Raw genomic sequence first — 13,666 nt, forward strand, 5'->3', positions numbered from 1 at the left:
CTCTTTTCTGGTGGCGGCTGCTTCCAGCTTATCTTCTGGCTTCCGCAGAATCGCTCAGTTAAGTTGCGGAAAAAAGCTGCCCTACCCTGCCCTGGGAAAAAGCTTTTGGCAAAGGAGGAAACCATGGAAGCTAGCCTTAACGGGGGCGCCAGCGGCAGTAGAGTTTTTCCAGATCTACCCAGACCATCACTACTGTGCTAAAGCCGACGCAAATGAGCAGCTCAGTGAGGGTCAGTTCTTCTGTCCCGAAAAAGTCGCGTAGGAAGGGCACATAGAGCAGGGCCAACTGCAGCAGCAAAGTGGTCAGCACCGCCCCCAGCAGGTAGGGGTTGGAAAAGGGGTTGAGCTCGATGGTCAGCTTGTCATTAGAGCGAACCGCCAGCGCATGGCCCATCTGGGCAATACACAGGGTGGTGAAGACCATCGTGCGCCAGTGAACAATGTAGGCTTCCACAATCGCCATCATGAGGATCGTCGCCAAGCCAAAGACGACGCCAATGCGCACCATGTAGGCGCCGAGCCCTTGGGCAAAGATGCTTTCTTTGGGGTTGAAGGGGGGGCGCTGCATCACCCCTGGCTCTGCTGGCTCCATTGCCAAAGCCAGAGCGGGCAGGCCGTCGGTTACCAAGTTCATCCAGAGGATCTGCAGGGGCGTCAGCGGCACGTCCTCTAGGCCTAGAAGGGGTGCAGCAGCCACGGTCAACACCTCGCCGATGTTGCTGCCCAGGATGTATTTCACGAAGCGGCGGATGTTGCTGTAGACCACCCGCCCTTCTTCGATGGCCGCTACGATGGTGGCGAAGTTGTCGTCTAGCAGCACCATGTCGCTGGCCTCTTTGCTGACATCGGTGCCGGTGATGCCCATGGCAATGCCGATATCCGCTTGGCGCAGGGCAGGGGCGTCGTTGACGCCATCGCCGGTCATGGCCACAAACTGGTTTTGCTTTTGCAGGGCCTGCACGATGCGCAGCTTGTGTTCGGGAGCCACGCGGGCGTAGACGTTGACTTTCTGCACCGTCTCCATCAGCTCCTCAAAGCTCAGCCGGGAGAGGGTGCGCCCATCAATGGCCTGGTTCTCGGAGTCGAGAATGCCCAGCTCGCGGGCAATAGCGATGGCGGTGAGTTGGTGATCGCCGGTAATCATCAGGGTGCGGATCCCGGCCTGCCGGCAGCGGGCTACCGCTTCCCGCGCTTCGGGCCGAGGGGGATCGTACATGCCCACTAGGCCCAGCCACACCAGGTTGCGCTCGATCTCCTCCAGGTTCTCCGGGATCCGCGGCAACTGCTGAGTGGCCACCCCCAAAACCCGGATGCCCTGGCCGGCGAGGCGGTTGTTGGCGCCCAAAATGGCCTGGCGATCGGCTTCTGAGAGGGCCTGCCAAGTTCCGCTTTTCTGGATATAGGTGCACTGCTCCAGCACCAGCTCCGCGGATCCCTTGACGTAGATGCGGTAGCTGCCCTCCTCTTGCACCACCACGCTCATGCGCTTGCGTTCCGAGCTAAAAGGGATCTCCTGCACCCGCGGGTGCTGCTCTTGCAAAGAGGCTTTCTGCAGGTTGGCCTTGGCGGCAGCCACCAGCAGGGCGGCCTCGGTGGGATCCCCCAGGATTGACCAGGTGGGGGCAGCGCCGCGCTGGGCTGAGAGATTGGCTTGCAACAGGGCATCGTTGCAGAAGACCACCGCCCTGAGAAGGGCCTGCAAATCGGGGGCACGCTGGGGATCGATGGGCTGGCCGCCGCAGTAGAAGGATCCCTTGGGAATATAACCGCTGCCGCTGACGTGGTAGTGGCGCTCGGGGGTGAGGATGTCGGTAACCACCATTTTGTTTTCGGTGAGGGTGCCGGTCTTGTCGGAGCAGATGGTGGTGACAGATCCCAGGGTCTCTACGGCCGGCAGGCGGCGGATCAAGGCGTTGCGGCGCACCATGCGCTGGGTGCCGATGGCCAAGGTAACCGTGATGACAGCCGGCAGCCCCTCCGGCACCACCGCCACGGCCATGCTGAGGGAAGTTTCCAGCAGCGAGGCAAAAGGCGCCATGCTCCCGGCTTGGAGCAGCCCCACGATCACCACCAGCGCCACCAAGGCCAGGGATCCCGACACCAGCACATTGCCCAACTGGCTCATGCGCCGCTGCAGGGGGGTGGGCTCGTTTTCCACCGTCTGCAGCAGCCTGGCCACCTTGCCCAGCTCCGTGTTCATGCCGGTGGCAGTAACCAAGAGGATCCCTCGCCCCTGCAGCACCTCGGTGCCCATGAAGGCCATGTTGCGCCGCTCGCCCAGCTCTGTGTCTTCGGGGAGGACACAATCAGCCTGCTTGGTAACCGGTACCGCCTCTCCGGTCAGGGCCGCCTCTCGCACCTGTAGGTTCACCGCTTCCGCCAAGCGCCCATCGGCTGGGATCTGCACCCCTGCTTCCAGCAGCACCCGATCCCCTGGCACCAACTGGTTGGCAGGGATCTCCTGCCACAGCCCGTCCCGCTGCACCCGCACGCTGGGGGAGGCCAATTTTTTTAGGGCCGCCAGCGCTTTTTCCGCCCGGCTTTCTTGCAAGTAGCCCAGCAGGCCATTGAGACCTACAACCAGCAAAATGGCTAGGGCGTCTTTAGGAAACTCTCTCTTTTGCCAATCCAAAAGGGCTGAGATCGCCGCCACGGCAATCAGCATCAGCAACATGACGTTGCGGAATTGGTCGAGAAAGAGCTGCCAGGCGCTGCGGCCAGAAGTGGAGATCAGCTCGTTGGGACCGAATTCCCGCTGCCTTTGGATCACCTGCTGGGTAGTCAGGCCAGAATCGGGATCGGTCTGCAACTTCTGGATAACAGCGGGAAGAGGAAGACTATGCCAGGCAGGAGTAGAAACAGCGGCGGATCCAGAAGCTTGGGCCATCGCAAACACTTCCAGGGAATGGACAAATTCTACGTTAGCTCTCGAAGCTTTCCATAGAGGAAAAGGGATCCCCATTTCCCCAGTTTCGTGGCAAGGTGGGGACAGAGGCCCCCTGGAGACTGCTATGGCGAGCAAAACTCCCACTCGCGATGTTCAAGTGGCCGTTATCGGCCCCTCTACCTTGGTTCTCCGCTCTCGCACCTGGGATCGCCTCAAGTTTGAGCTGGAATACGCCCGGCAGCGGGGCACCACGGCCAACAGTTACCTCATCCAGGCCCGGCAGACCTTGCTCATTGATCCGCCGGGGGAGTCGTTTACAGACATTTTTCTCGAGGAGCTGGCCCAGCACCAGTACCTGCAGCGGCTGGACTTTATCCTGCTCAGCCACGTCAACTTCAACCGCATCGCTACCCTCAAGGCACTTCTGCCGCTGGCTCCCTATGCAGCGGTGCTCTGCTCTAAGCCGGGATCCCTCACCCTGCGAGCCGCTTTTGAGGGCAGGGAATCCCCGCCTCCTAGCCGGGATGAAGAGGAGGCCGCCGATTTTGGCATTCCCTACGGCAATGACCAGTCCTTTCGCCTGCGGGTAATCCGGGATGGGGATTGCCTGGATCTAGGCGAGGGCCATGAGCTGCACTTTCGCACTGTCCCCACGCCCCGCCACCCCGATGCCCTCTGCACCTACGACCCAGCCACTGGGATCCTCTTTACCGACAAGCTGTTTGGTGCCCATGTCTGCGACGAGCAGGTGTTCGACGAGCACTGGCGGCAGCTTAGCGAGGATCGCCGCTACTACTTCGACTGCTTACACCGCAGCCAAGCGCCCCAGGTAAAAGCAGCCCTGGCCAAGCTGGAGGAGTTCCCCGCCCAGATCTACGCCCCCGCCCACGGCCCCTTGGTGCGCCACAGCCTGCGGCGGCTGCGTCTAGACTACCAGCTTTGGTGTGAAGAGGATCCCTTGGAGCAGCGGGTGGCTCTCCTGTATACCTCTGCCTACGGGAACACGGGCCTGATGGCGGTAGCCATTGCCCAAGGCTTGGAGCGAGCAGGAGTTACCGTGGAGCGGATTAACTGCGAATGGGCTACCCCTGAAGAGATTGCCCAGGCCCTGGAGCGCTGCCAAGGGTTCATTATCGGATCCCCCACCTTGGCCGGCCACCCCCCTGTCCAGATCCAAACAGCCCTAGGCATTATCCTCTCTTCTGTTCCCACCAGCAAGCTGGCCGGGGTCTTCGGCTCCTATGGCTGGAGCGGTGAAGCTGTGGATCTCATTGAAAGCAAGTTGCTCAACGCCGGCTTTACCCTGGGGTTTGCCACCATCCGCGCCAGGTTCAAGCCTACCCCCGCCGTCCTGGAAGCCTGTCAGGAGGCGGGATCCCAGTTTGCCCAAGCCCTGCGCAAGGCCAAGCGAGCCCGTGCCCCCCGCCAAGGCGGTGTTGAAACTCAGGCGGATCGGCTGGGGCAGGCCCTCAGCCGGGTTGTGGGATCCCTCTGTGTGGTGACCGCCCTGCAAGAGGGGATCCCGCGCGGCTTCCTCACCTCCTCGGTGGCCCAGGCCAGCTTCAACCCCCCTGGCCTAACCCTTTCTGTAAGTAGAGACAGCGAGGCAGAACTGCTCACCCGTCCCCAAGCGCCTTTTGTGCTCAATATTTTGCGGGAGGGCAAAAGCAGCAGCCTGCAGCGACACTTTCAACGACCCCAGCGCCCTGGTGAAGACCGCTTTGCCGGTTTGGCCACGGCTACTGCCGAAAATGGCTGCCCGGTTCTATTGGATGCCCTGGCTTACCTAGAGTGCCGTGTCAGAAGTTGGATGGAGTGTGGCGATCGCTACCTGGTCTATGCCGAGGTGGAACGGGGCAAAGTCCTGGATCCCACGGGGGTTACCGCCATGCGGCGCGGGTAAGATAGTACTAGTATTTTGCTGGTCTCAGCTCCCAGGGGGTGCCATTGACCATGCAAGACATTCTTGAGGGGTTCTTCAAAGGTTTTGCCCAGATTGGCGGAAAAGTTGTAGAGACCGCCTTTGATATAGGCAAGGTTACCGGGTCAGCTGCGCAAACTGTCATTGGTACAGGTATCGAGACCACCCAAAAAGCTGGAGAAATTCTTCTTGGCACGGGTCAAGCCACTTTTGAAGTCATCCAGAAAGTTACAGAAACTATTGTTGACGGGACTAAAGACTATATTTTCGAAGAAGTTACCCATCATGAGCCTCATTTGATCCGCATTGAATCCTCCCTGAGGTGGGACGAGGCCCTGGTTTTCATCAACGGTTTCCTTAGCGAAGGTGAAACCCAACCTTCGGAAAAAAGACTGTTGTGGGAGACGCTTCGACGTGCCGGATGGCAGGGATCCCTGTACTACCTTTGGTGGGATGCTTCCAACGCGGCGAGTTTGACCTTGTCCCCTCTGAAGCTAGGGGTAGGACTACTTGCCCACTGGGAAGCCCACAAAGCAAAGGCCAAAGAAGTGGGACTAAAGTACGCCTATCCCCTGCTCTCTGCTTTGCCGGAAAGGCAGATTACCCTGATGGGGTTTTCCTTGGGGGCAAGGGTAGCCTACTACATCATGCGCGGTTGGCCCCAGAGTGCAGATCGGCGTCTTAAAGATGTTATCTTGCTCAGCGGTGCCGTTAGGAGGCAAGCCGATAAGAACTGGAGCCTGCATGTAGAAAATATCACCGGAAAGTTAGTAAACATCTACAACGAAGACGATTGGGTTCTGGCCTACGTCTTCAAAGTACCTTCCCTCAACCGCAGCCCCTGTGGGATCAAGCCAATTAGAGAGTTTCACCCCAGAATTGAAAACCTCAATGCCACTCACCTAATCGGTTCAGGAGAGCATAGCTGTAAAGCCTATCTGCCTCACTTGGAGTTTCTTCTGGATCAGAAGCTGGACTGGAAAGCTCGCAGCAGCCACCTGATCTAGCCTATGCCAAGCCAGATGGTTTCTGCCCCAGCCACAAGAGAGGATCCCTGTTCGATATCCATCTCTGGAACTGCCGGGATCCCACTCGAGATTGCTAAAGAGCTTGCTTTGCCGTGGTCGGCACGCAGCCTGGCTGCGCAAGAATAAATATCCCAACTGACGGCTATCTTGAGCCTACGCCTGGATGCCGGGGTAGGCGATTGGTCAGGCCACCAACATCGACAGTGATGGCAGCTCTCGCCACGGCCTATCCCTGCTTCACCTAACGCTCCAATCTATCTTCATCTGAATGCACGGGATCCCCCACCGCGGTGGGGAGGGGTAGCGCCTAATATACAGTACCAGTCTGCCCCAAGTTCTGACTACAGCCTGTTAAAGAATCAAGGGGTACAGTAGCAACACTTAGCAAACCAACTTCGGAAGCAGGATGGATTGATCAGGAGTAAACAAGTCTGCACTATCTGCTCCACGCTATACTTTCCAACTCTGGAAAGCTGCCGAATAAAATGCTTCAACACCGACCACATCATCTCAATAGGATTCAATTCCGGTGAATACACAGGCAGGTATAGGATTCGCGCTCCTGTCCCCCTAATCAATTCCTCAACTTCCCGACTCTTATCGATATTTAAGTTGTCCATCATCACAACCTTCCTCGCCTCTAGCTTCAGACATAAATCGCTTCTCAAAAACTCTAAAAAATCCCCTTTCCTCATCCTACCCTTAATGAGGCAATAGCCAACTAACCCTCTCAAGGAAATAGCTCCAATAACAGTATGCTTTCCCCCTTATATCTCTGACGATAATGATAGGCTCTTTGACCGCGTAAACTCCGAGCTACTCCCCGTTCCATTCCCTCCCACACCCCTGTCTGGTCAAGGGTAATCAAATCTTCTGCTGGAATATCTCTGACTTCTTGACTATAAGCTAGCCGTTCTCTGTGCACCTCCTCTTCTTGCACTCTCCCACTGCGGTAAGTCTTTTGTTAGAGTCATTCCTTGCTTTTTCAAGCAATTGTGTATCGTGACGGTACTCGCGTCAATTGCTAAGCATTCCCGCAACAGTTCTTGATACCGCCACAGGTAGAAGTTTGGGTGTTCTGCCATAGTTGCCATCACTTCCTGTCAATGTTGTTCCAAAATACCCACTTGCTTCGTACCTAACTTTACTTGGGGGTTAAATCCTGAGTTTGTTGGTACTGTCGCACCCAGCGGTGTACTGTTCTTTTGGTTACCATGAACCGTTCGGATACCTGGCAGATGGAGATCTGACCTGCCTGATAAGCTGTTACAACTCTCTGCCGTAAATCCAAAGAATGGGTTGGCATCCCCTTCTCTCCTTCCTTTTGAAACTGTACCCTGTTCTAAACTAACAGGCTGTACTTAGAACCCTAGCAAAACAGAAAGCTCTCAGGAAAAGCAATCGCCTCTCCCGGAGCTTAAACCGTGTTAGGTTAGAGCTTAAATCTAGGCCTTGCCCGGCTCATAAAAGGTGCTGGGCACGGGTTGGGAGAACCTTGAGACATCGATCTCCGGTTTGCGCGGCCCATAGTTCATCTTCAGATCAGGAGGCTGAAAGAAATTCTCTACCTTTGCGGGCTCATAGAAGATCCATCTTCTAGGGGTGTAATTGACCTGATAAAGAGTTTTTCGGATACCGTTTACTAGGGATGACGACCCTGAGCCAAACCCTTGCTGCGGTTGATACAAATAGACATTCTCCAACGATACTGAGAGGGGCTCAGGATCGGCGAAGGGAGGCTCATAGCAAAGCGCAGGATTTGGCTGAGGTTGACACTGAAATTGAACCTGATACACAGCTTCAGAAGTCATTTCCTGCCGGGCCTGCTGCCAGGACTGCAGTACCTTGCCAATATCAAAGCCCATAGCCCGCTGAAAATGCCACAGGGATCCCTGGAGGAAGAAGAAGGCCAAGTAGAAGTGAGCGTTGGCCAGCCAGACCCTTGAGGAGTAGTTCCAGGCCCCCGCTTGGTTGGGATCGAAGTAGTAGGGGGTGAGGGCCGACTTTAGCTGCAGAGTTGGCCCATAAAACTCCACCGGATAGGCCAGTGAGTTAAACCCACAATAGTAAGAGGCTGTAAATCCGGCTAAGGCAACACCAAACAGAGAGTAGGAGAGGATCCCGTCTGCTGAAAAGAGAAAGCGAGCTTTAACCCACTCAAAGGGTGGAACCAGGATGTGCCACACCCCTCCCAGCAAGAGAAGAGCTGCCACATAAATGTGGCCTCCCACCAAGTCTTCCAAATTATCGACATCGAACAGATGGGTGCGGTAGTTCCAAAGAGTGGCAAAATCCAAAGTTGGGGACCTGACCAGGCGCACCTGAGCAGTGGTGGCGTCGTACAGCCCTCCAAGCAGCATCGCCTTGGCCACCAGCAGCAGGGATCCCAGGCCCAAGATGAGTAGGTGGTGCCCCAAAATTATCCCCAGTGTTTTGGCATCATCCCAGGCAAAGTGAAACTTGGCAGCCTTGCCGAACTCCATATCTAGGCGGGGGGAAAGTTGGGTTTGGTGGAAGTAGGCACCCCAAGCCAACACGCCGGCAGCCACCAGGTGAATCGAGGCAATGGCCACATAGGGGAAAGTATTGACGATCTGGCCACCGGGGCCGACCCCCCATCCCAGTGTGGCCAAGTGGGGCAGCAAAATCAACCCCTGCTCGTACATTGGCAAATCTGGCGAGAACTTGGCCAGCTCAAACAAGGTGAAGCCGCCCGCCCAAGCCATGATCAAGGCTGCGTGGGCCACATGCGCCACGATAAAGGTATTGGAGAGGTCGATCAATCGAGCGTTACCTGACCACCAGGGGTAAGCGGATGGGTGCATCCTCTTGGCATTCATGGGTAGTTCCTCAGTAAGTCCAGGCGCGTTTAGCTCAGACCGGCAATGATGTGGTCAAGATAGGCAGCCATTTCTTGACTTGCCTCTGGGTCCAGACTTTCTGCTAGCACCTCCTTCATTGCATTGAGGGCTTGAATGACGCGATCGATGGGGACTCCCAGAGTGATGTAAGTCTCTTTCAGACCTCTCAATACCCGCTCATCTAGGATGGAAGGATCGGCGGCCAGCATGGCATAGGTGGCATAGCGGAGAAAATAGGTTAGATCCCGCAGGCAGGCTGCGTAGCGCCGGGTGGGATACATATTGCCCCCCGGCAGGGTAATATCCCCGTAGAGCAAGCTCTTAGCAACGGTCTTGCTGATAATGCTGCTAGCGCTGGAGCTGATAATCTTGGCTGCTTTGACGCGCATGCTGCCACTTTGGAAATAGCGACTTAATTGCTCCAGGGCTGCGGCATCTAAGTAGGAGCCTTTCTCGTCAGCAGGATTGATCAGAGAAGTGATGGTGTCTTTCATGGCTTTTCCTCCAGGAATTATCTAGGAACTGGTTTTTCGAAGCGATTGGGCATTTCCTGACCATCTTTTGCCCAGGCATTGCCCCCCGAGGACTCCATTGCAACCTAAGACACCTCAGAGCCCGCAGGTCAAGCCTGTAAAACGAACCTAGACCTCAAACTCACTATCCAAAAGTGGCACACACCGGCTCTCCAGTAAAACTTAGAACTGGTCAGAAGCGCGGCGAACCAACTTACCTATTCAAAAAGCGCGAATGAGTCTGTCGAAGTAGGGAGCAGCTAAAGCCATCTCTTCCGGAGAAAGAATACCGGCGGCTACGTCTTTCAGGCAGCTCATCGCCACCCGCAGGTTTGGCAGCGGCACGCCCAAAGACATGTACATTTCTCGCATACCGTTCAGGCCAATGTCCTCCAGCGGCTTATCGTTGCCTGCCAAGATGCAATAGCTAATTAGGCGGATGTACCAACCTTGATCTCGCTGGCAGAGGGCAGTTTTTTGGGGGTTGCCCTTGTTGCTGGGGGTGTTAGGGCATTTGGCCCAAAAACGTTTGCTGCCTTCTTGGACAATTTTTTGCTCGTTCTCTGCTAACTTTTGGGCGGCTCGGATACGCACTTGACCTTTGCTGAAGAAGTCTTCTAGCTTGGCGATCTCGGCACTGCTGAGGAAGCGATCGGCCGCATCCGACTGCGCGATGACTTGGGCAACAAGGCTCATAGGTTTTCGACGAGGAACGCTCTACAGGTAACAAAGTAAGTCAGATCCTCAAGATCGAAACCACTTATTAAGAAAAAGTTGTGAATTGAAACTTACTTGCAACAAATTCCCTCTGACCTGCGCTTTTAGTACCGCAATAACCTTGACCCCCTCTTTACCGACCAGGGCGATTGCCAAGGTTTTGAATCGTATCTATTGCTACAGAATCTACGATAGAATTGGCGTGTAGAGGTCAGGGTGGGGAGATCTCTCATGAACGCAACTGCTGAAGCGAGTAGAGTTAGCTTCCGGGCCTGCCATCGGCGGAACATCGCTGCCTCTCTGGCCCATCGTTTAGAAGCAGCCAGGGCAGCCAACAACACCCGCCTGCTGGAGTTGCTGGAACAGGAGCAACGGCAACTAGCAGCAGAGTCCAGCGGCAGGGATCCCTCTGTTTTGGGTCTGCCTGAAAGATGGCGCCACCTTTGGGAGGGCCTGAAAGCCGTGTTGAGCGTCCAGGAGGAGCTGCGGGTGCGCCAGTGGGTGGATGGTGGCGGCACGGTCTGGTGGCACGCCCAGGATCCGCTCACAGGTGAGTGTCTCTGCACGCCGTCTGAGCAAGAGCTGATGGATTGGATCGAGAAGCACTCTCGGAACGGCTAGGGAGGATTGATCCCTAAGATGAAGGCCGGAGGGGGAGCGGGCAGAGGGGGCAGGCTTGCTGGCATTGGTTATTGGTTCTTAGGGCGGAGGCGGGATCCACTTGTTAGGATTGACCTAATCCCAGGAGAGGCGCGGGGATGGTTTGGCAATTACTGACGTGGCCGGCGCAGAGCCTGCTGTGGTTGGCGGAGCAGATTCGAGAACGGGCCGAGGCGCAACTCGACAGCAAAGAAAACCTCCAGAAAGAACTCACCGCTCTCCAGATTCAGCTCGATCTAGGGGAAATCGACGAAGAGACCTATACCCGGCGGGAAGAGGAGATCCTGCTGGCGCTGGAAGCCCTGGCCCAAGCCGAAGCCGGCAGCACCGATGAGCGGCCTGGCGGGGATCTCTAAGTTCTGCGGGGGATCAGAACATGGGAGAATAAGCTTTGGTTGACCTCATTTTCCTACCCTGGGTTGCTTTCCATGACCGAATCCCGTGAAACCTTAGTGCTCCGCGACGAGCAGAACCAGCCTCTGAAATGCGAGATCCTGAGGCAGGTGGTCATTGAGGAGCAAACCTATGCACTGGCCACGCCCGTGGACGCCGTGATCAAAGTGCTGGTTTGGGAGGGGGAGGAGGAGCCCGGCCAAGCGGTGAACGGAGATGCGGACATGGAAGGGATCCTGGATGAGCCGGATCCAGAAGAGCTCCAGGCTGCCCTGCCCACCATCCAGGCCGTTTTGGCGGAGTTGAACTTGACTCTGCAGCAAAACGGCTTTGACATCCTAACGGTCCAGGGAGAGTTGCCCCCTGTGGAAGAGGAAGATGTGTTCGAACTGGGCGAAAGCGAGGAAGATGCCCAGGAATTCCAACTGCTGGCTACCTTCTTCTACAAAGATAAGAAGTACGGCATCTTTACGCCCCTCGACCCAGTTCTGGTCTACGTAGCCCTGCCTGATGAGGGGGATCCCTACCTCCTGAACCCAGAGGACTCACCAGCCCTGTTCGACCAACTCAATGCTGTGCTGCTTGATCTGGACGAGTCAGTGGAAGAGGAGGAGTACGATGATGAATATGACGATGAAGACGAGGACTAGGCAGCTCGGGATTTCTGCCTGAGAATTCAAGGCACCTGGGCCAAAAAGCCCAAAGGTGGAAGTACCAAGCCTCTTGCCCCAATGCAGCCCCTTGGTTGCCGCTCAAGTCGATTGGGCGGAGTCCTTTTGCCGCCAGCGCCGACTGGGGGAGCGGCAGATAATGGAAGGAGGCCCTCGTTTGGTTCCCCAGGCGTTGCCCGATCCCAAGGAGCAGCAGGGATGCAACCGGTTGATCTAACCACCCTCCGTGCTGTACTGGCGGAGCTAAAAGGGGCTGAGGCCGGCGGGGATCCCTTGCTGCCTGCCCGCGTGGAGTGGATCCAGCAAACCGATCTGTGGACAGTGGTGATCGGCTTGCGCACTCTTAGGGCCCGCCCTTGCTTGCTGTTGTCTTGGCATCCCCAGGCGGCCCGAGTTCACCTCTGTCAGGCTCCTCCCAAGGAGCCAGAGGATTTTTCATTTAGCCAACACCTGCAGCGGCACCTGCGGGGCTTGGCCCTGACGGAGCTGGCGCTGCTGGACGAGTGGGAGCGGGTGATTGACTTTCGCTTTGGCCCTCGCCCCGGGGATCCGCCGCAGCGCCACCTTTATCTGGAAGTGATGGGGAAGTACAGCAATGCCATCTTGGTGGACGAGGCAGGCCTGATCCTAGCCTGTGGCCACGGGGTAAGCGAGCGGCAATCGCGGGTACGCCCCGTACAGCCGGGACTTGCTTACGAAGCCCCCCCTGCCCTGACCGACCCAATCCCGCAGCGAGCCGAGCCCTTCTCTCAGTGGCAAGAGCGCCTGGCTCTAGTCCCCGGCCCTATTGCTCAGCGGCTCCTGCGCTGCTACCGCGGCCTCAGCCGGCACTTGGCAGAGGCAATGTGCCTCCAAGCGGGGATCCCACCCCAAACCCCCAGCAACCAACTCTCGCCCCAGGAGTGGCAGGCGCTGTTTTTTTGGTGGCAGGACTGGCTGGCCCGCCTGGAAACGGGTCGGTTTGAGCCGGCACTCACCTCCCAGGGGTACACTCTTCTCGGCTGGAGGGGCTCTAGCGCCGAGGTGGTAGGGGGGGATCCCTCTCAGCCCAACTTGCACCAGCTCCTGGAAGCCTACTACCAAGCCCAGCTTAACCGCGAACGCTTTGAGCGGGAGCGACAGCGGCTGGGGCAAAAGCTGGCCGCCCTGCTCAAAAAACTCCGCCAGCGGCGCGACCACTTCGAGAAGATGTTGGCCGACTCAGCCCAAGCAGAAGCCTCCAAGCAGGCTGCCGATCTCCTCATGGCCCATCTCCACCTCTGGCGGCCAGGGCTGAGCTCGCTGGAGCTGCCAGACTTTTTTAGCGGCCAGATGGTCAAGATCCCGCTGGATCCGGAGAAAAACGCTGTTCTCAACGCCCAGGCCTACTACCGCAAGCACCGCAAACAAAAGCGAGCCCAGGAGGCCGTCCAGCCTTTGCTAGCAGCCACAGAGCAAGAGATCCGCTACCTAGAGCAAGTGGAGGCAGCCCTGCAGCAGCTGGAGGCCTACCGGGATCCCCAGGACTTGGTCATCCTTGCAGAAATTGAGGCGGAGCTTATTCAGCAAGGTTACCTCGAGAGTCCTAGCAAGGCGGAGGGAGCTAGACGTTCCCCTGCAGCCAGCTTCAACCCCTATTGCTTCACTAGCCCCAGTGGTTTCCCTATCTGGGTGGGGCGCAACAACTGGCAAAATGAGCGGCTGACCTTTCGCTTTGCCCAAGACCAGGATTGGTGGTTTCACGCCCAGGAGATCCCGGGTAGCCATGTGCTCCTGCGCCTGCCTCCCGGGGCTGTGGCCGAAAGCGAAGATCTGCAAGCGGCTGCCGACTTGGCGGCGTATTTTAGCCGCGGTCGCCTTAGCGACCAGGTGCCGGTGGTATATACCCGCCCTAAGTGCGTCTTTAAGCCCAAGGGATCCCCCCCTGGCATGGTGGTCTACAAACAGGAGCGGGTGCTGTGGGGCCGCCCCAGCCGCGCTCAGTTGCTCCTGGAAAAGGACGGAGCGCCCAAGTCGGATGTCCCAGCAGGGCTATAG

9 protein-coding genes and 2 pseudogenes are annotated in these 13,666 nt (G+C 57.2%); 6 read left to right on the forward strand and 5 right to left on the reverse strand.

Features of this window, described 5'->3' with window-relative positions; translation table 11 throughout:
• Positions 1-136 precede the first annotated feature (136 nt).
• Positions 137-2,887, reverse strand: a complete 2,751-nt coding sequence (locus NW845_RS01460; RefSeq protein WP_414364920.1) for a cation-translocating P-type ATPase — start codon at positions 2,885-2,887, stop codon at positions 137-139.
• A 124-nt stretch (positions 2,888-3,011) separates the two neighbouring features.
• On the opposite strand from NW845_RS01460, the gene NW845_RS01465 reads away from it, so the two are divergent.
• Both NW845_RS01465 and NW845_RS01470 read left to right on the forward strand, forming a co-directional pair.
• The gene (locus tag NW845_RS01465) at positions 3,012-4,790 is read left to right on the forward strand and encodes a flavin reductase (RefSeq protein ID WP_414376478.1); all 1,779 of its coding nucleotides are present in this window, start codon (positions 3,012-3,014) and stop codon (positions 4,788-4,790) included.
• Between the two features lie 50 nt (positions 4,791-4,840).
• Entirely contained in the window at positions 4,841-5,815 is a 975-nt protein-coding gene (locus NW845_RS01470) for a DUF726 domain-containing protein (RefSeq protein ID WP_414376480.1), read from the forward strand.
• Between the two features lie 380 nt (positions 5,816-6,195).
• Here the strand turns inward: NW845_RS01470 and NW845_RS01475 are convergent.
• The 4 genes and pseudogenes from NW845_RS01475 to apcD form a co-directional block, all read right to left on the reverse strand.
• Positions 6,196-7,142: pseudogene (locus NW845_RS01475) on the reverse strand (IS630 family transposase).
• A gap of 535 nt (positions 7,143-7,677) precedes the next feature.
• A pseudogene (locus NW845_RS01480) lies at positions 7,678-8,676 on the reverse strand (chlorophyll a/b binding light-harvesting protein); the annotation flags it as partial.
• A 29-nt stretch (positions 8,677-8,705) separates the two neighbouring features.
• Positions 8,706-9,191 carry an allophycocyanin subunit beta gene (locus tag NW845_RS01485; RefSeq protein ID WP_414362571.1) on the reverse strand — a complete coding sequence of 162 codons (486 nt, stop codon included), beginning with the start codon at positions 9,189-9,191 and terminating at the stop codon, positions 8,706-8,708.
• Between the two features lie 240 nt (positions 9,192-9,431).
• Positions 9,432-9,905, reverse strand: a complete 474-nt coding sequence (apcD, locus tag NW845_RS01490) for an allophycocyanin subunit alpha-B (RefSeq protein ID WP_414362572.1) — start codon at positions 9,903-9,905, stop codon at positions 9,432-9,434.
• 252 nt (positions 9,906-10,157) lie between these two features.
• On the opposite strand from apcD, the gene NW845_RS01495 reads away from it, so the two are divergent.
• From NW845_RS01495 to NW845_RS01510, 4 genes are all read left to right on the forward strand, one after another.
• Complete coding sequence (locus NW845_RS01495; RefSeq protein WP_414376482.1) at positions 10,158-10,547, forward strand: hypothetical protein; 390 nt, start codon at positions 10,158-10,160, stop codon at positions 10,545-10,547.
• Between the two features lie 137 nt (positions 10,548-10,684).
• A complete protein-coding gene (locus NW845_RS01500; protein WP_414376484.1) occupies positions 10,685-10,942 on the forward strand; it encodes a gas vesicle protein GvpG in 258 nt (85 codons plus the stop codon).
• A 72-nt stretch (positions 10,943-11,014) separates the two neighbouring features.
• Positions 11,015-11,629: a DUF3727 domain-containing protein gene (locus tag NW845_RS01505; RefSeq protein WP_414365949.1), complete on the forward strand. Its 615-nt coding sequence runs from the start codon at positions 11,015-11,017 to the stop codon at positions 11,627-11,629.
• Between the two features lie 219 nt (positions 11,630-11,848).
• The gene (locus NW845_RS01510; RefSeq protein ID WP_414376486.1) at positions 11,849-13,666 is read left to right on the forward strand and encodes an NFACT family protein; all 1,818 of its coding nucleotides are present in this window, start codon (positions 11,849-11,851) and stop codon (positions 13,664-13,666) included.

The organism is Synechococcus sp. H60.2, from assembly GCF_047462315.1.
Taxonomy (GTDB): domain Bacteria; phylum Cyanobacteriota; class Cyanobacteriia; order Thermostichales; family Thermostichaceae; genus Thermostichus.